Source organism: Dolichospermum compactum NIES-806, from assembly GCF_002368115.1.
Taxonomy (GTDB): domain Bacteria; phylum Cyanobacteriota; class Cyanobacteriia; order Cyanobacteriales; family Nostocaceae; genus Dolichospermum; species Dolichospermum compactum.
On the sequence record NZ_AP018316.1, the window covers coordinates 3,220,112 to 3,239,023 of the forward strand.

Sequence of the window (18,912 nt, forward strand, 5' to 3'; positions counted from 1 at the left end):
TCTATTAAATTACCCCGTTATTTGTGGCAACCACAGAGGGTTTGCCCCTACTATACTCTATTAAATTACCCCGTTATTTGTGGCAACCACAGGGGGTTTGCCCCTACTTATACTCTATTAAATTACCCCGTTATTTGGGGCAACCACAGGGGGTTTGCCCCTACTTATACTCTATTAAATTACCAAGTTGGATCACTAAAAAGATGCACCGTCAACTTCTCCTTTCCCGGTGGAACTGCGGTAATACAAGCCCGAATAACTTCCCCATCATCTAACTCTACAGTACAAGCGTGACAAGTCCCCATCAGGCAACCCGTAGGAATTGATACCCCAGCCCGTTCCGCCACATCTAACAACGGTTCTCCTACTTCAGCATTTACAGTAATATCATCTGGTAAAAAATTAATTTGCATTATGAAACGGGTTTTTATTGCTTAAAAAATAGTTAAAAAGAGTAATTACGAATTATGCCCTTAATCATCTTGACACAAAGTGCGGTAACTTTGCTCTCCATAGCCATTTTTTCTAGTCATATTTGCATTGTACAGTAAATAATCTTTTAAAATATGGCAATTACTTTTCAATAAACTTTCTAATGTAATATCTGACAACTTGCGTAAAATTACATTATCTTTATCACTACCAGCAGCCAATATTTGACCATCTGGACTAAAACTAACACTACTCAACTCTTCAGAATCACCTTTTAACATCATCAATAAAACACCTTCTCGATTCCACAACCTGAGTTTATTATCACTGCTTACTGCTAGAGTTTGACCATCTGGACTAAAGTTAACACTAATAAAACCATCACCATACCCCATCAGAGTTTTTTGTAATATACCATTCTCACCCCAAATTTTAACCGTACTATCAAGACTAACTGAAGCTAATAATTTACCATCAGGCGACCATGCTACACCATTTACCCTGCGAGTATGACCAGTTAAATTTTTGATAACTTCCCCATTCCTTGCCCATATTTTTACTGATTTATCATCACTAGCAGAGGCTAAAAATTTACCATTAGGACTAAAACTCACCCAATTAACAGCATCAGTATGGCCATTTAAAGTTTTGAGTAAAGTCCCATCTCGACTCCATAATGTAATTGTTTTATCCTTACTAGCAGAGGCGATAATTTTACCATCAGGCGACCACGCCACAGCTAAAACTATATCAGTATGACCATTTAAAGTTTTGAGTAAAGTCCCATCTCGATTCCATAATTTAATTGTTTTATCCTTACTAGCAGAGGCAATAATTCTACCATCAGGCGACCACGCTACACCCCACACTTGATCATTGTGACCCGTGAATATTTTTAGTAATTTACCATCTCGATTCCAGATTTTTATTGTTTTATCCAGACAACCACCAACAATAGCATTACTATCAGGACTAAAACTAATACTTGTCACCCAATCATCATTAGTTTGGGGATGATGCAAAGTCAGACTATCCCAACGCCATAAAATAATATTTTTATCCCTACCAGCAGATGTTAGAGTTAGTCCATCAGGGCTAAAATTGACACTATTTACCCAACTATTATGTCCTCTCAGAGTTTCTATTAAATTACCATCAAGACTCCAAATTTTAATTGTTTCATCCATACTCGCAGATGCCAGAGTATGTCCATCATTACTAAAATCAACACTAATAACACCGCTGCTGTGTCCAGAAAGAGTTTTGAGTAATTGACCTTTTCGACTCCATAATCTGATTTTTTTATCCATACTAGCAGAAGCAATAATTTCACTATTAGGAGACCAATCTATAGCGACAACAGCATCTTTATATCCCGACAAAGTTTTGAGTAACTGACCTTCTCGACTCCACAATTTTATTGTTTTGTCAGCACTACTAGAAGCAAGGATTTTACCATCATGTGACCAAGCTACAGCTAAAACAGCATCTTTATGACCTACTAAAGTTTTTAGTAGCTTACCTTCTTGACTCCACAATTTTATAGTCTGATCTGTACTAGCAGATGCGATAATTTTTTCATGAGGATGAAAACTCACACTATTTACTACAGATGTATGACCGAGTAAGGTTTTTAGGAGTTTACCTTTTTGATTCCACAGTTTAATTGTTTTGTCTTGACTAGCAGAAGCTAACATTTGACTATTAGGGGACCAAGAGATACTATTTACCACATCATCATGTCCTGATAAAGTCCTCACTAAAATTCCATTAGGACTCCAAAGATTAATTGTTGTATCTGCACTAGCTGAAGCTAGTAAAGATTTATCAGCACTAAATGTCACCATTCTCACCCCCGATAAATGACCTTCTAGACGGTTACGTTGTTTAACTCCATAAACCGCTTGATATAGTGCAGTTAATACCCTTTCTTGAGTAAAAGTATTTCTCCATAGAGTTTTTTTTAATTTTCTCCCGGCTTTTAAACTTTCTTTAAGAGCATCAATACCTTTTTCAGAAGTAAATAAAGCCTCACTGGACGCAGTTAGAGTTTTCATTTCACTATCTGTAGACGTAATCAAAGAAGTAGTTAAGCCAAACATAGCAATAATAGAAGCTGTTAAGGCTATTTTTAGGGCAACATTTAATTTAATTGCACCTAAACGTTGTTTTTCCTGACTATCGGCTAATTTTGCAATCAACTCTTTTTCTTTTAATTCTGTTCGCAAATGTTGAATTTCTGTTTGACTTTCTTCTTCTCGCTTGCGTAATTCTCGTAATTCTGACAGTAAATTATCTCCTTGGGGATGGTGGATATGTTCTAAATTAAAACCGGTTTGATTTTTTCTTAATTCACTTTTAAGACGTTCAATTTCTTGATAACTATTTCTAACTTTATCCCGTAATGTATTAATTTGATTTTTTCTTAATTCACTTTTAAGATGTTCAATTTCTTGATAACTATTTCTAACTTTATCCCGTAATGTATTAATTTGTATTTGTAATCCAGATTCTTGTTGTTGTAAATAACGGATTAAGCTGACTAAATAATCATGAATTAATTGATAGCGTTCAGGAACATTGGGAAATATCACAACTAACCCAGAGCGAATTAAAATATCTAAAATCAACTCTAATTTATTAGGGTCTTCTAAATCTGAGAGTTCTAATCTTAATTCTGCACGGGTTTTAAAAGGTCTTTTATTATTATTATCTGTTAATAAGTATAAAACTAGGAGAGCAGCCCGTTCGTTTTCTTTTCCACATTCTTTAATTAATTCTTGAATATATGTTTGAATTAACTTATTGGGACGATAGGGTTCATACTGTGCAAGAGTAGTAATATATTTATTTTGTAATTGCACGCCTACCAGTTGCAATTCTATCGGACGAATTTCACCCATTTCTGAAGACAAATCCGCAACTAAAGCATCAATTAAATCTGGTTCTAATTTGAGTTGGGATTGATAATGTGAACGTTCAGTTAATTTTTGAATGGTTTTTCTGGCATTTTCAGGAGAAAAGTTATTCAGTTGATAACGAATATTTTTATCAAGAATATTATTATTAATTGCATCAATTGATGAGAGATATCTAAAATCTAGAAGGCGATGTAAATAATCTTCCCGCAAAGTTAAAATAACTTTCACAAAAGATATACCTAAACAATTACTAATAAATAGATCAAATGCTTGTTTTTCATGAAAATCTGTATAACCAAAGAAAAATTCTTCAAATTGGTCAAAAATTAAAACTGTAATTAAATGATTATCTGCATTTTCTCGTAATTGTTGTAAAATGTCATTAGCAGTTATCAGAGGACAAAAATTAGATCGAGATTCTGTTTCAATGGCTGATGATTTCCCCATTTCTAACATAGCTTTGGTAAAAGATTTTCCTAATTCTCCTAACCAATCTGTATAAACTTGGAGGACAACTGGTACAGCAATTTGATCACCAATAGCGCGGTTTTGTAGTGCGGGAACTAAGCCAGACGTAACGATAGAACTTTTACCAACACCTGACTGTCCATGAATAACTATTAATTTTTGGTCTGCACGACTAATTCGGCCAATTAAGCGATTAACATCAGATTCTCTACCAGAAGCGGCAATTTCTAAGGCTATAGTATTACTACTAAATGTAGATATTAAAGTGGGGTTGGTGACTTGTCTTTGAGGTTGTAACCGTCCAGCCCCAATAAAGGAGACAAAACCATATTGTTGTTCTACAGAATGGAGTTTTTGTTTAATAATATAGGCTTGAAGATAGTGTCCTATTTGAAAGTATAATAATCTTAAATTATGTAATAAGCGAATGTAACGATGAGGATCATATTGATGTTCACTGTTCTCTAAAGCTGATGATAGTTGTTGAGATGCTGTATTTATATATTTTTCTGCTACCGTTATTTTTCCTAGATGATTGATGGCTTTGGCTAAAGTTAATAAATAAATTTGTTCTAATATCAGAGGAAATAAATAATTATTTGATTCTGGGTGATTTTTTGCTGTTTCTAATTGTAGTAGTGATATATGCCCTAAAATACTAGCTTGTATCCAGTTTGAATTATGTACGGCTACCTGTGCTAAAAAACCATAATCACAAGCTAATTGAATTTTCCTCCCATATATTTGATGTAATTCTAGGGATTTTTTAGCGACAAATTCTAATGCTGCCCATGATTTTAAACTATATAAGACTTCTAATAATTGATCAATAAACTCTGAAACTAAATCTATCCGTCCAGCAATTTCAAATGTTTGTAAACATTGCTGAAAATATGTTTTGGCTGATTGCCAATATGTTTCTCTTGATTTGGGGTTTTGTTCGGCAAGACGACAGCAACATAATCCAATATAAAATAATAAAATTGACTGTTTTAAAAGATCAGCACAAGATGAATGAGATAATCCTGCTGTTATATCGGTTGCATATTCTGTCAGTTCTAAATCTTCTTGATGATGCCAAAAACGCAGACTTTTCTGAAAGTTATTTAAGGCAGAATCAATCCGATTATTGACATAATCATCTATACCAAAAATAAATTCTAACCTAGCATTTAATTCTGCTTCGATTCCAATCCCCTTAGCATACAATTCTCTAATTGCATAATGGAGTTGGTCGCTACTAATCCATACTTTTTCTAAGGTGACAGTATGAACTTGAGCATAATTACTTTGTAAGACTCTTGTAAATAAATCGTCAGTTTCTTCATGGAGAAATTCTAGTAATCCAATAGAGGTCATTTCAAATCTAATTGGTGTAGCTGCCCAACTCGCAAAATCCGGGGCTAACCGCATGATTTTTTGTAAAACTTGATCATTTACCCAAAAAATTATTGGGGTTTGATAACGTTTACGAAATTCGTCTCGGACTTGATTAATGGAACGCAAGAGATCATCTATTTCATAGATTGATTCAAACCCCATAATCATTAATCCAGCAGGTTGATCAATGGTAAGTTGTGATTGAATTGTTGTATATAAACTTGTAGTTTTTTTATCTAAAGTAATACTTTGAATGCGATCATTTCCCCAACCATTAATTGCTAGTTGCTGCTGGATGATATCTCGCATAAATTCGTAGTTACAGCACAGTAAAATAACTGAAAACTGATTTTTAGAAAAGGTAATTGCTCTTTGTAAACTACGTAAAGACTGTTGGTTAGCGGCGATTATATTCTCTGCTTGCTGTCTTTTAAGCATAATTTAAATTTTTCCATTTCTGCTAAAACTGGGTTAACTGCAAACCAAACTCCTTGGTGATCACGATATTCAAATATGAATAAACTCCGTAATAAAATATCATACTCTACATTGCCTCTAACTCGTTGATCTTGAAGTACCTGCAAGATTAATTCACTTTCTTCCATATCAATGGCATTAGCCCGGTAATCTCGTTGTCTTTGAATTACTAATTCTACACATTTGCGATCAAAAGGTGGATCTTGTTCTCGCAAACAATCAAATAGTAATCCTAATAAGTCGCGGACATGACCACCACTAATCAGACATAAACGATCCAGAGTTTCTAAATTATCAAATAATTGAGTAACTAAATTTAGGCGATCGCCTGGTAACATATCAGGAAAGGCTCTGGCTAAAACCATTTGGCGCATCAATCCCAGTCCTTCGGGATTAATTTCTCCACAACGTTGACGCACGGGAATCATCGGTAATACTTTCGGTGCGACTCCACCTCCTAAACGGTGTTGTAATTGGGCGCTTTCATTGGAAAATGTCAGAGCTAAGGGAATTGTATAGACCATGTGACAATGTAGTTTTCTTAATTGTTCTCCTCGATCAATGAATAAGTATTCGGGGAGCGATCGCCCAGAAGGTAAGGGACGAACCGCCACCCTATCCAAGTTATCCACAATCACCACCAATCCCTTCTTCCCCCTGGCTTTTAGCTCTAAATTAGCCCGGTCTAACAGTTCTTTATTAATTGATTGTAAGATATTTTCTGTGCGTGGTTCTAGATAGTCTCTTAACCGTCTGCGTAACTGAGGACTTTCTTTGGTTTTTGCCGTAATTTTGGCAATTCCCACAGATAATTCGGCTTCTACTCCCAAGTCTAAAGGAGTTTGCAGAAAATCTACCAACTCCCCAAACAACTTAGTAAAGTAACTAGGTTGGACACGCAGTTTCATCGCTTCCAAGTTTTTACTCACCAAACCAGCGATCGCTAACAGAATATCTGTAATATCTATATCTACCATTTCTAAAACATAAGTAGACTCAAAATAGACAACATGAAAATCATGGGCTTCCAACTCAGCCTTGAGTTTTAATAATTCCGTAGATTTTCCACAGCCCAAATGTCCTGTAAATAACTGACAGGTTGGCGTATTTGGAGAGATCTTAGTAATAGTCCGCAGCAGAGCTTCAATGATCTTCCCACCCCGGACTGAAGTAAAATCAATATAATACATCCGGTCGTCTACATTCTCAATCATCAAAGGACGCGAAGGATTACAAGCCTGATAAAATCTTTCTAAATTAAAAAGCATAAAAAATCCAATTCACGCTGTAATTGTCACAACATCATCTGTCACAATCTCTTTTACAACGAAAAACTAGACATATCCGCAACAACTTGGTATCTAAATATAACTAATTTTATCTTTTTCTTCACAGCCTCACCCCACCCAGTCACCAAAGCAATTTACTCACATCAAATTAACACTGATGACATACAGCAGTTCCCGGTGTTATGAGGTACAGATATTAATGATCAAACTCTTGTGGTGCGGGCAAGATGCCCCCCATCTGTACCTCCTAAGAGAAGGAAGTGCTGTAAAGGACATAAGCAAAAAATTGTAGGACAGGGAAACCCCGCCCTGAATTACTGAATTGTATTGCATCCAACTGATAACCGCCACAACGATTGAATCACTCCCTCTACAGAAGCAACCCAAAACAGGCAAAATATTGAAAGCTGATAAAAAACTTGATGTTCTGACAAATCTAGTCAAACACTAATTACATAGCTTCAACTGCAATTATAGGATTTACGCATTGACAAGATTCCCCAAATATGTGAAGTAAATTTTATCCCTTGTAGGGTGCGTCAGACACGATATTTTGACAAAAAAACAGATTCCCTCTATCTGACGCACCCTACTCAATAAGTTATTCCCAAAGCCGAAAACGACGCAATTTCCTTCATTCATATCATGGTAAATTAGTGAGCGTGCGTAAGTCCTAAATTATTACTTTGTCATCGAAGCATATTAATCCTTGCATGTACCCTCACGAATACAGTCACCTGATTCCTCATCCCTAGCAGACATACCCACCACTAACTGTGATTGAGAATAATTTCCGATTTTTACCCCTGCATTGTCAATGGACAGCTTATTCCCTGCAAAACAAGCACTGGAATTGTACAGATAGACAGACAACACCATTAGTCCTAAACCAATTGTTTTTTTCATATCAAAACTCAACTCAGAATGCTATTGCGTAATCAACAACATCATCCTGGTCAATGAAAACTTGTGAATCAGCTAATGGTTCTCAAAATTGCCATGAAAAATCTGCCCATAGCATCAAACAAGACACTACAAACAATGCAAACTTAAAGCGCATTAGCTTATCTCGTCTATTTATTGTAAAGACTAATCTAGACTAGCATTAGATATTACCCAACTACATCCTTGATTTATCTCAGAATAAACAAACAAGTTATTGTTTTCATTGATTCACAAATCCAAATTCAGATTTATGACTGCTAAATTAACTCTTACCCCCCTGGCAGAGTTAATTTAACCACAAGATAACGTTCTTTCTATCTGTACAAATTCTCCGAGAAAAACCCGGAGAAAAAAATCTTTTTTTGACCAGAAACAAAAATAGATATTATGCGTCATCAAATGAAAGACGTAATCTAAAACACAGTTGCATCTAATCACCACCAGAGATTATTTTTTGTAATCATGAAAAAATGACTCATCACAGGGAATATAGCTAATTAATATTCACAAACTCATACTGAGTTCCAAATTAATACTTAATAAATAAGTATTAATTAATTAATAGTGGCAGAAAAAATTATTGTACTAATTAATACGTTTAAGCAAAAAATAATTACAAATATAAAAATAAAATCAAAGATATAAATATTACTAAAAATAAATAGGGTTTGCTGAATAAGTTGTCTGTGAGGGCTAGAAGTATGGCTAACGCCACGCTGCGCTATCAGGAGGATTTAAAATAAGTTATACTCCGCAAAGGAATAAATTGAGCTTTTGCTTAAAGTTAATTTTCCTGACTCAATAGACATCTCCAGAAATTAAATATGCGTGACCTGAAACCCTTGTAGAGACGTTCCATGTAACGTCTCTACCATCTTTTTTGGAGATGTCTATTGACAACTTCAAGAGTTTTCAGACTTATTCCTTATAGAATAGTTAACAAAGATTGCCTAACAAACGATTCCCACTCCTCTTACTCATGACCTCTTCACAAGACGTAGATACAATCAAATCCCCTAACTCAGACCCAGAACCATCTATTAACCCCCTAGATGAATTGCCAGGTGAAGTAGAAATGTCCATTTTTGACCACCTGGAAGAGTTGCGACAAAGAATTTTCTATTCCCTCATAGTAGTGGTAGTGGGTATTATCGGTTGTTTTATCGTAGTTAAACCCCTAGTCCAGCTACTAGAAATCCCCGCTCACGGCGTAAAATTTCTGCAATTAGCCCCTGGAGAATTTTTCTTTGTCTCCATGAAAGTTGCCGCTTATGGTGGTTTAATTCTGACCACACCCTTCATTCTTTATCAAATCATTCAATTTGTACTTCCTGGACTCACCGTGCGCGAACGGCGGTTAGTCATTCCCGTAGTGCTAGGTTCAAGCGTATTATTTGTATGCGGCTTAGTTTTTTCCTACATTGCACTTATACCTGCCGCATTGCAATTCTTCATTAACTATGGTGCTGATGTCGTAGAGCAACTGTGGTCAATTGACAAATATTTTGATTTTGTGCTGTTATTATTATTCACCACAGGACTAGCATTTCAAGTTCCCGTCATTCAAATCTTGCTGGCCACCTTGGGAATTGTTTCCTCAAAAATCATGTTAAAAGGCTGGCGTTATGTAATTATGGCGGCAGTAGTTTTAGGAGCAATACTCACACCTTCTACCGACCCTCTCACCCAAAGTCTTTTAGCAGGTGCAGTCTTAGGACTATACTTTGGTGGGATTGGACTAGTCAAACTCACAGGTAAGTAGGTTGGCGTTGAAAATCGTCATTATAGCAAGGCAAGAGGCAAGAGGCAGAGGCAAGAGTAAAGACGTTTTCAGCGATTTTACGTTTCTTTACACAGTTTGGTTTTATTGTGTTCACCTACTTAAATAATTGTCAGTTGTTAGTTGTCGGTTACTGCACAGAATTATAATATCTGCGTTTATCTGCGTTTAATTATTCTTAAAATCTTATTTCATGCGGCTTCATTTAATTGATGAAATTACATTAATTGTTAATCGCTATGCAGAAAGCCAGTTATCCTGATTGTTACCATATAAAATAGGTTTTGATAAATTAATTTTGTCAACGCTGGCTAATTTATAGCTAACGTAAACAAAGACAAACTTAACTTTAACTTTTACAATAGGAATACTTCCCAGCATGGCTCAAGAGCGCACATTACCCACATTTAATACTGCCACAGTCCAAATCACCAAAGAAGAAGGATTGGGCTTATATGAAGACATGACATTAGGTCGTTTATTTGAAGATAAATGTGCCGAAATGTATTATAGAGGAAAAATGTTTGGATTTGTCCACCTGTACAACGGACAAGAAGCAGTTTGTAGCGGCATTATTAAAGGTGCAATGCGCCCCGGTGAAGATTTCGTTTCCAGTACCTACCGTGACCACGTTCATGCTTTGAGCGCCGGAGTCCCCGCCCGCGAAGTCATGGCAGAATTATTTGGTAAAGCCACAGGTTGCAGTAAAGGGCGCGGTGGTTCTATGCATATGTTTTCCGCCGAACACAGATTATTAGGTGGTTATGCCTTCGTAGCCGAAGGTATTCCCGTAGCTGCCGGTGCAGCTTTCCAATCTAAATACCGTCGGGAAGTTCTGGGAGACAAAACCGCCGACCAAGTAACCGCTTGCTTCTTTGGTGACGGCGCTGCTAACAATGGTCAATTTTTTGAAACATTGAATATGGCAGCTTTATGGAAATTGCCGATTCTTTTTGTGGTAGAAAATAATAAGTGGGCGATCGGTATGGCTCACGAACGCGCCACTTCCCAACCAGAAATTTATAAAAAAGCCAGTGTGTTTAACATGGTGGGTGTGGAAGTAGACGGAATGGATGTTTTAGCAGTGCGTCAAGTGGCACAAGAAGCCGTAGCCCGGGCCCGTGCTGGTGAAGGACCAACTTTAATCGAAGCCATGACCTATCGCTTCCGGGGTCATTCCCTGGCTGACCCAGACGAACTCCGCAGCAAGGAAGAAAAGGAATTTTGGTTTGCGCGTGACCCGATTAAAAAGTTAGCTGCTTATTTAGTAGAACAAAATCTAGCTACAGAAGCAGAATTGAAGGATGTGGAAAAGAAAATTCAGGCTGTGATAGACGAAGCAGTGAGATTTGCGGAAACTAGCCCTGAACCAGATCCTAGCGAGTTATATCGCTTTATTTTTGCGGAAGACGTTTAATTTGGGTCATGGGGATTGGGTAATCAGGGAAAGTATGATTTTTTTCTCACGCAAAGGCGCAAAGGCGCAAAGAATAAGAGTTTGAGCATAGCGGTATGCACTCTTTGTGAGATCCAGTCAGCCAATCCCGTAGGGGCGGGGAAACCCCGCCCTCGATTGTATTGTATCAAGTGCAATAACCGCTATAAATTAAATTTATACAAATTATACAAAAAAGTTGTTGACTATTCTAGTTACTAAGTAATAAGCTGTTACGCAGCTAAATTTGATAACCATAATTTACTTGAACTTTGTGGTGCGGGCATACTTCGACAAGCTCAGTACAAGTCTTGCCCGCTAGAATTATACAAACTAAATGCACAACAGCTTAGAATAGAACTAGGTAAGTTGAATTTTTTCGACGCACCTCCCCTGAACCTTGAAAACCCTATAATTTCGTTGAGGTGTGTCGAAGCCTTACGCACCAAAGGTTTCAGCCGACAAAATCCTCCATTTTGTGAGAAAATTTTTCCATTTTTCTGAGGTGTGTCGAAATGGGTATCTGAAACCCTTGCCCAGTAAGCTTTCCAGAAGTGAACTCTTTCCAAACCAACTTCCCCGCAAGGGGATGGAAACGAAAACGCAATAGCGGAAAACGAAATAGCAGAACTTTCCAAACCAACTTCCCCGCAAGGGGATGAAAACTACTATCCCCGACTTCTGCGATAATTAATGTGATAAATAAGAAGATGGTTAAAAGTTGTCGGGTAGCTGAAATTCTCAATTGTCAGAATCAGGATATCTGGTTACTGAGCGAAGTCGAAGTACAGGATTAAAGGATGTACAGGATGGTAATTTTTAGATGGTTTGTTGGTGATGAAAGTTGTATTTGTCAGAATCAGGATAACCAGGATTAAAGGATTTACAGGATATTATTTTGAAATTTTTGATTTACAATATGATCTTTTAAATTTATAAGTTATTAAAGAATATTTATTGAATATGTAATCATCAATTTTAAAATTGAAAACATGAGAGTTAAACCTTAAAATCCCCACCAAAAATCATCCCACAACATCCTGTGAATCCGCAAATCCTGGACATCCTGATTCTGACAATTAAATAAACTTACTTGTCTATCTCAGATTCTAACCATGTTTCCAAATCACTAATATCTGTAAAATCCAACAATGCTTCTCCTAGCTTTTCCAGTTGTTCTATGTTCAGACTTTTGATGTTTTCGACGTAAACATCTTTTAACTTTCCAAATCTTTTCGATAACTGACGTATCACTAAGATCATCTCACCATTCTGCCTACCTTCTTCTCTACCTTCCTGCTTTGCTTCTTGATAAACTCTTGTTTGCTTAATATCACTCACTAAAAACATTGCTTCTATCTCCTGACGGCTTAATTGTGAAAATTTGGACAATAAAACAGTCTCCAACAATTCTATAATACCTTGTTTTTCTCTGTCATTCTCAACTTCTGTCTTAGTTCTATCCAAAAGGGTTTTCACTAATTCTGGTGCTTGTGTTTCCTTACTGACAATTAACTCAATTAACCCCATCCCAATTGAACCCGGTGGTAATTCATCTAAATAAATTCGTTTAATTCTCCCACTATTCATCAATTCTTGTTGATAAGCAGTCAATTCTCCTACATCTAAACTCCGTTTCGCAAATAACCCTACCCCTTGCCAATCTTGTACAGGTTTAAATTGATTGAGATAAATGTTGATTTCGGCGATTAATTCCCAGTAAAAATCCGGTTTTGGTTGAAATTGTACTTCTACAAAATAGATGGGTTTTTCTGGACTATCTGCCATAAAAATTCCATCAAACCGAAATGCTTTTTCCTTCACTTCCACAGAAGTAAATTTATAATCTTTGGCGTTTTCTGTGGGTTCTCCTAGAATTTCAAATAATAGAGTGTGAAAAGTCAGGAAGATTTGGTAGAATATCGTGTCTGTGTGCATTATTCCTGATTTTGATATTTCTTAATTACCTAGTTATCTCAAATTATAACCATGTTTCCCAGTTCTACATCTACTGTAGTTGCGTCTTCATTTTGAGATACAAGATAACGGTTTGGTATTTTGGTGATGATGACAAATATTATTTTCTTATTTCCCCTACTTCTGGGATTGATTTGGGAAATAATTATCTTGATAAATAAAAACCCTATATATATGGGCGCAAACTTTTCCACTCATACCATTAGCATACCCAAAACTCAGAACACTGTCAAGCCCCCAAGCCGAAATCACCAAAACTCGTTTGACTATTGATAATATTCTCAATAATCATGAGAATAGACCCCTGTTTATTGAGAAAGTTCTTTTTTATCAAAATCCCATACAAATGATCATGGTGGAATTTGTGGGCATGACAACCTACAATTGGGGAGAAAGGTAGAAAAATCGCAATATGTATTGCCCGTTTCCTCTTGCCTGGACATAAAGACAAACTTCCACACCAATCTACTGGCTATTATGTTTACCATTGACATTCAAGAACAACAATACAAAACCTACATCCTGTCTGATGAAACCGCTGGTACACAAATAGAAGTCGTCCCGGAAAGAGGTGGTATCATTACCCGTTGGCTGGTTCAAGGTCAAGAAATCTTCTATATGGACAGCGAACGCTTTACTCATCCTGATTTGAGTGTTAGAGGTGGCAATCCCATTTTGTTTCCTCTTTGCGGTAACTTACCTGGTAATACTTACAGCGTTGACGGAAAACCGTATACTATTAAACAACATGGCTTTGCTCGTGAATTGCCTTGGACAGCAACAGCGCAAGATACTCAAGGTAACGCTAGTGTGACTGTAGTTCTTAGCAGTAATGAGGAAACAAAGGCAGTTTATCCGTTTGATTTTGAATTGGCTTTTACCTACGAACTCCAAGGTAATACCTTAGTAGTGCGTCAGGAATATAAAAATCTCTCATCTACACCCATGCCATTTTCCGCTGGTTTCCACCCTTATTTTCTCTGTGGTGACAAAAATCAGCTAGAAGTGGAACTTCCTTCTACACGATATCAAGATAACAAAACTAAGGAGTTTCACACCTTTGACGGCAAGTTTGATTTTAACCAAGATGAAATTGATTTTGCCTTTGGACAACTCACCAGTAAATCGGCCACAGTCACAGATAATAGCCGCAGGTTGAAGCTAACCCTAAATTACGATGATTTCACTACCTGGCTAGTGTTTTGGACTGTCAAAGGCAAAGATTTCTACTGTCTAGAGCCTTGGAGCGCCACCCGCAATGCTTTCAACACTGGTGAAAACCTGACTGTGTTAGCTCCTGGAGCTAGTTGTACTGCTTCTTTTCAGTTAACGGCAAATTTTTTCTAGAAACTCCTTGACAAAACCATAGCTGTTGATGGTATATTGATAAAGTTGGAAAAACAGCAAAAGGGTGGCTAACTCAACGGTAGAGTACTCGGCTTTTAACCGATTTGTTCCGGGTTCGAATCCCGGGCCACCCATATTTAAGACTTAAGTATAATTGCCTCTGCCCTGCCAATTACAAGATGTAAAATTATCCAACTTAGAATGAAATTCTTCATCTTTTTTTACTTAATCAATTAAACAGAAACGCGGAAAGATTGACCAATAACTTGAAAGTCTTCGGTTTCTTGATTTCTGAGTTTGGCACGAATTTGAGTAAATTGATTAACAACGTCTGGTTTATAGAGCTTTTCTCCACATTTTGAACAAACTTCTGCTTCTACATGAATAACGGCGGTGTTATTCCCTCCTTTTAGCATTTTTTCAATTTGCTTAGTTTCTAATTCACCTTGACAAGTGGGACATTTTTGAGTTTTCATAAGACCTCTTCTTGATGTGTCAATTAATCCAGTGTTGAGGCTTGGAACAATCAACAGCGAATAAAATTTTAATGCTTCTATTCTGATCATAGCCTCAAATTTTGTGAATCGGTTGATGGCTAATGTTTTCTCGATTAATTAAATCAGGAATATAGGGGGTATTATTGGGTATTTTTTTGATAATTTTGTTATATATGACAGTAAATTTAATTTTGTCTGACTACTTATCAGACAATTTGCATGACAACTAATGTCATATCATCGGTATTTCGTCTATCAGAACCAATGAATTGTTCAACTTGGTCAAAGAGATATTCGACAATTTCCTGGGGACTGTTGCAATACTTACAGGCTGTTCTGACGGATGTAACAAAATTATCTTCATCAAAGCGATCGCCTCCAGCCGCCGCTGCATCCGTCAAACCATCCGTATAATAAATTACTGTATCTCCCACTTCTAACTGTGCTTGAGCATTTTCATATTCGCTATTGGCATCTAAACCAATTAACATCCCCAATGTATCTAAGCGACTTACAGTTTTTGTCGCTGCGTGCCACCACAAAGGCGGATTATGGGCAGCATTACTATAAGATAAAATCCGTGTATGCGTGTCATATTCGGAATAAAACATCGTCACGAAGCGGTGGGAATTTTCCAAGTCCGCATACATAACCCGATTCAAATTTTGTAAAATTCCGGCTGGGGAGTTACCGTGTAATACTTCACCGCGCAACATTCCTCGCAGCATCGTCATAATTAAACCTGCGGGAACCCCTTTACCCATGACATCCCCAATGACTAAACCCCAACTAGCACTTTCTGGAGATGTTTGTGGTTTGGGTTTTAACTGGTTTTGATTAGTGGGAATAAAATCATAGTAATCACCACCAACTTGATTAGCCGGTTTACAACGGGCTGCTAAAGATAACCCAGGAATATTTGGACATTGACGCGGTAAAAGTCGGCGTTGAATTTCTGCACCAATTTCTAACTCTTGGTCTAAACGTTCTTTTTTTCTTAATTCTACAGATAGTTCATCATTATCAATTGCCACTGCTGTTTGGTCTGCTACTAACCGCACTAATTTTTGTCTAGTTTCTGTCCAGCTATATTCAGGATCTCGACTCAAAACATACAGCCAACCCCGTTCTGTATGCTTAACTAAAATAGCTGTGCCAAATATTTGCACATCTGGACCCAAAACGGCGTGCATTTGGTCATCTAGAATCCCTGTAGAAATAGCAGCAGGACCAGAGTTAGCTAAAAGCGTAATTTGACTACTAGCAGTTTCTAGGGCTTTTCTAATATTTTTTCTCTGCTGAGTATCTTGCCAATGTAATTGTTCTAATCTAATTTGTCCGTTGGGTTTATAAAGAAAAAGTGCACTACCTTCTGCATCTGTGACTCTGGTAGCCATGAGAGGAATCAGTTCCAAAAACTGATTTAAATTATTAAAGCTTCTGAGGGCAAATCCTAAAGAACTCAGCAAGTCTTGAATTTTATTCTGTTCTCGATGCAGCCTGGACACAAGTTCCTTGAGTGCCACTACAGGAGTGACATCTGTGGTAGTGCTGCTATTGCTATCAGTAGAATGGGGGGGGAATTGTGACACAGGTTAATATTGCAGTTAAGAATAGCAAATTTGTGGTTCTTTATAAATACTCTTTCTTGATAAATTGTGAAATCATATTGAACGAGATTCGTGATTTTAGCAAGAGTAGAAGAAATGTTGACAGTAATTTTTTAAGTCTTGGTTAATGCTGAGGACATTGTTGATTGTTAATTTTCCATGATTATCAGGTTTCTAATTTGTTAAAAATGAGTCTGGGGGAATCAGTGATTTTTATGATTAATTAGCAGCCTCTAATTTTTCCATAACTGAATCGGTGCTTCATATATCTTGGGAAATAAAAATTTGACACTAGCAAAGTTATCTCTATTTCTCAGAGAGTAGATATTAAGAATCATCCAACCCATAACCCGATAGATTTTTGGTGAATTAATTCATAGCTTTTGCGTTGTGAGGATTTTGGTCAAAACATAGATGTAATCATCCTTTTAAGGAAAACTTGTTTGATTACGGACTACAAACATTTAACCTATATACCATAAATTATCGAAATGTTTCCTTAGATAGATTTCTTTTCTGGAAAAATTTCGCCTATTTTTGTTCAATATTTAAAAGATGTGTAATTTTATATTGGTGTTTTGACGGAGAAGGGGCAGGAAATTAAGTTTTATCTTCAATACCTTAGCTGAATTTAACAAGGCCTTGATTTGTAGGTTACATTGTTCGTATCAGTGATGCAAAAATATATATATAAAACAATCAATGTGTTATGTATTGATGTTGTCAACCACCACCGATAATGGTAGTTGCGCCGGTCTTGCCAATTTCTGCTAGAGTATGAGCGATCGCTTCTGTACCCGCAGCAAATTTATCCAAAGCTAGTATTAATTCCTCAGTGTATCCTAAACTATAGCAACCCGAATCAAAAGCAGAGGAAATACTGAGATTCAACTTAGCTATTTATAAGCCTTTCAGCCATTTTCCTCCTTATGGTATCTAACGGCTAATTCCTTAAAGGGGAGATATACACACCTTCTTATATCGTAAGTAATTATCCAAACTTAATATTATTCTTTATCTTCAAAATTAACATCTTGATAAATGTCAACTAAACTAATTTCAAAATCAAGATGTTGCAACTTAACAATATCATTTTCAGATTTATATTCTCGAAAAATCCATTCTCCTTCATTAGTTTTGCTATAGTGCATTACTTGATATTGATTTTGTTCCACTAAAACATATTCTTTAAATTGTGGAATAGAACGATAAAAAGTAAATTTATCACCTTGGTCATAATTTTTTGTAGATTTAGATAAAACCTCAACAATTAACAAAGGATTAGTCACAGTAGTATTATTTTTACCTGCATAAATAGGTTTCCCATCAGTTACAATCACATCAGGATAAGTATATTCTCTATATTCAGGAATCCATAAACGCACATCTCCAATAAAAACACGATATTTTTTTCCTCTAATAACATATAATAAAGATGATGCAAAATTAAGCGCGATTTGATTATGATTTGTCGTGCCACCAGTCATAGGTATAATTTCTCCATTGCGATATTCGCTTTTATAAAGTGCTTTTTCTTCTAGTTCTAAATACTCTTCAGGGGTGTAAATATGTTTGCGAGTTTGTACTTGCATATTGTTTTCCTTAATTTGGTTTATTAATTGTAGATAGTTAATAGGAAAAGAATTTTTTCATTAATCAACTTCGCGCTTTATTTAATTAAAAATAAAATTTAATGCCTGTTTAATAATTAATTCTTGATCTACCATATTTCTCAAGGTTAATTCATCATAAATTCCGCCAAAAGCTTCTAAAGAAGCATTATCTAAAGCTCGATTATAAGCTCCTGGTAAAATTTCTTCTATTTCTTTTTTGTTCATGTAATATCCTCCAGCTTTTCTGCGGTTGTTGATCCGATCAATTGCGTCAATAGCATTGCGAATGGAAACATCCCAAGCATGAGTTGTCCTTTTTTCTGCCTGTTGTTTAATTAAATGGACTAAAAGCACTACACAATAACTATAAATTTTATTGATTTTATCTTCTTTACTCATTTCTTCTAATTCATCAATTAAAGATAGAGCCGCTTCTAGGTTGCCAGAAACCACTAATTCTCTGAGTTCTAGTAATTCTTCCATGATTTGCTCTCTCCTTGAAGTTTGCTATTTCTAGCATAGCGCTGATAACGCTATCAACGACAGATACACCACTAAGGATAACGGTTGTTGTCCAAATTTTACCAATTTCTGCTAGAGTATGGGCGATATCGCAAGCTCTGACTTATCAGTTCGCTTCCGTATCCGCACCAAGCACAATCACAACACATAAAATTCAGAAATTAAGCTCCCACGAAGAAGCCTTTGTCAAGTAAGATAAAATCAAAGGACTGTATAAAG

13 protein-coding genes and 1 tRNA gene are annotated in these 18,912 nt (G+C 36.4%); 4 read left to right on the forward strand and 10 right to left on the reverse strand.

Annotated features, from left to right (window positions below; all coding sequences use genetic code 11):
* Nucleotides 1-179: 179 nt before the first annotated feature.
* From CA730_RS15185 to CA730_RS15200, 4 genes are all read right to left on the reverse strand, one after another.
* Nucleotides 180-413 carry a 2Fe-2S iron-sulfur cluster-binding protein gene (locus tag CA730_RS15185; RefSeq protein WP_096668521.1) on the reverse strand — a complete coding sequence of 78 codons (234 nt, stop codon included), beginning with the start codon at nt 411-413 and terminating at the stop codon, nt 180-182.
* Between the two features lie 60 nt (nt 414-473).
* On the reverse strand, nt 474-5,639 hold the full coding sequence (locus CA730_RS15190) for a WD40 domain-containing protein (protein WP_096668523.1): 5,166 nt from the start codon (nt 5,637-5,639) through the stop codon (nt 474-476).
* On the reverse strand, nt 5,609-6,946 hold the full coding sequence (locus CA730_RS15195; protein ID WP_096668525.1) for a P-loop NTPase fold protein: 1,338 nt from the start codon (nt 6,944-6,946) through the stop codon (nt 5,609-5,611). The genes CA730_RS15190 and CA730_RS15195 overlap by 31 nt, the downstream gene beginning before the upstream one ends.
* 723 nt (nt 6,947-7,669) lie before the next feature.
* Complete coding sequence (locus tag CA730_RS15200) at nt 7,670-7,873, reverse strand: hypothetical protein (RefSeq protein ID WP_096668527.1); 204 nt, start codon at nt 7,871-7,873, stop codon at nt 7,670-7,672.
* A 1,018-nt stretch (nt 7,874-8,891) separates the two neighbouring features.
* Between CA730_RS15200 and tatC the strand changes: the two genes are divergently transcribed.
* On the forward strand, nt 8,892-9,674 hold the full coding sequence (gene tatC / locus CA730_RS15205) for a twin-arginine translocase subunit TatC (protein ID WP_096668529.1): 783 nt from the start codon (nt 8,892-8,894) through the stop codon (nt 9,672-9,674).
* Between the two features lie 397 nt (nt 9,675-10,071).
* On the forward strand, nt 10,072-11,109 hold the full coding sequence (gene pdhA / locus CA730_RS15210; RefSeq protein WP_096668532.1) for a pyruvate dehydrogenase (acetyl-transferring) E1 component subunit alpha: 1,038 nt from the start codon (nt 10,072-10,074) through the stop codon (nt 11,107-11,109).
* 1,107 nt (nt 11,110-12,216) lie between these two features.
* Here pdhA and CA730_RS15220 read toward each other — a convergent pair.
* Complete coding sequence (locus CA730_RS15220) at nt 12,217-13,065, reverse strand: Rpn family recombination-promoting nuclease/putative transposase (RefSeq protein ID WP_096668536.1); 849 nt, start codon at nt 13,063-13,065, stop codon at nt 12,217-12,219.
* A 516-nt stretch (nt 13,066-13,581) separates the two neighbouring features.
* Here CA730_RS15220 and CA730_RS15230 point away from each other — a divergent pair.
* Both CA730_RS15230 and CA730_RS15235 read left to right on the forward strand, forming a co-directional pair.
* Nucleotides 13,582-14,451: an aldose epimerase family protein gene (locus CA730_RS15230; protein WP_096668540.1), complete on the forward strand. Its 870-nt coding sequence runs from the start codon at nt 13,582-13,584 to the stop codon at nt 14,449-14,451.
* 62 nt (nt 14,452-14,513) lie between these two features.
* Nucleotides 14,514-14,585 (forward strand) — tRNA-Lys (locus tag CA730_RS15235).
* 99 nt (nt 14,586-14,684) lie between these two features.
* On the opposite strand, the gene CA730_RS15240 is transcribed toward CA730_RS15235, so the two are convergent.
* From CA730_RS15240 to CA730_RS15255, 5 genes are all read right to left on the reverse strand, one after another.
* On the reverse strand, nt 14,685-14,927 hold the full coding sequence (locus tag CA730_RS15240) for a YgiT-type zinc finger protein (protein ID WP_039199279.1): 243 nt from the start codon (nt 14,925-14,927) through the stop codon (nt 14,685-14,687).
* A gap of 227 nt (nt 14,928-15,154) precedes the next feature.
* The gene (locus CA730_RS15245; RefSeq protein WP_096668542.1) at nt 15,155-16,540 is read right to left on the reverse strand and encodes a PP2C family protein-serine/threonine phosphatase; all 1,386 of its coding nucleotides are present in this window, start codon (nt 16,538-16,540) and stop codon (nt 15,155-15,157) included.
* 741 nt (nt 16,541-17,281) lie between these two features.
* Nucleotides 17,282-17,449, reverse strand: coding sequence for a hypothetical protein (locus CA730_RS24465; RefSeq protein WP_157749989.1), 168 nt, complete (start codon nt 17,447-17,449; stop codon nt 17,282-17,284).
* Nucleotides 17,450-17,565: 116 nt separating this feature from the next.
* Nucleotides 17,566-18,150 (reverse strand): Uma2 family endonuclease, encoded by a 585-nt coding sequence (locus CA730_RS15250; RefSeq protein WP_096668544.1) that lies wholly within the window; start codon nt 18,148-18,150, stop codon nt 17,566-17,568.
* Nucleotides 18,151-18,231: 81 nt separating this feature from the next.
* Entirely contained in the window at nt 18,232-18,654 is a 423-nt protein-coding gene (locus CA730_RS15255) for a DUF29 family protein (RefSeq protein ID WP_096668546.1), read from the reverse strand.
* Nucleotides 18,655-18,912 lie beyond the last annotated feature (258 nt).

Excerpts from the sequence above, each read along its gene's own strand:
- CA730_RS15185 (WP_096668521.1), bottom strand. The coding sequence starts at position 413 with ATGCAAATTAATTTTTTACCAGATGATATTACTGTAAATGCTGAAGTA.
- CA730_RS15190 (WP_096668523.1), bottom strand. The coding sequence starts at position 5,639 with ATGCTTAAAAGACAGCAAGCAGAGAATATAATCGCCGCTAACCAACAG.
- CA730_RS15195 (WP_096668525.1), bottom strand. The coding sequence starts at position 6,946 with ATGCTTTTTAATTTAGAAAGATTTTATCAGGCTTGTAATCCTTCGCGT.
- CA730_RS15200 (WP_096668527.1), bottom strand. The coding sequence starts at position 7,873 with ATGAAAAAAACAATTGGTTTAGGACTAATGGTGTTGTCTGTCTATCTG.
- tatC (WP_096668529.1), top strand. The coding sequence starts at position 8,892 with ATGACCTCTTCACAAGACGTAGATACAATCAAATCCCCTAACTCAGAC.
- pdhA (WP_096668532.1), top strand. The coding sequence starts at position 10,072 with ATGGCTCAAGAGCGCACATTACCCACATTTAATACTGCCACAGTCCAA.
- CA730_RS15220 (WP_096668536.1), bottom strand. The coding sequence starts at position 13,065 with ATGCACACAGACACGATATTCTACCAAATCTTCCTGACTTTTCACACT.
- CA730_RS15230 (WP_096668540.1), top strand. The coding sequence starts at position 13,582 with ATGTTTACCATTGACATTCAAGAACAACAATACAAAACCTACATCCTG.
- CA730_RS15240 (WP_039199279.1), bottom strand. The coding sequence starts at position 14,927 with ATGAAAACTCAAAAATGTCCCACTTGTCAAGGTGAATTAGAAACTAAG.
- CA730_RS15250 (WP_096668544.1), bottom strand. The coding sequence starts at position 18,150 with ATGCAAGTACAAACTCGCAAACATATTTACACCCCTGAAGAGTATTTA.
- CA730_RS15255 (WP_096668546.1), bottom strand. The coding sequence starts at position 18,654 with ATGGAAGAATTACTAGAACTCAGAGAATTAGTGGTTTCTGGCAACCTA.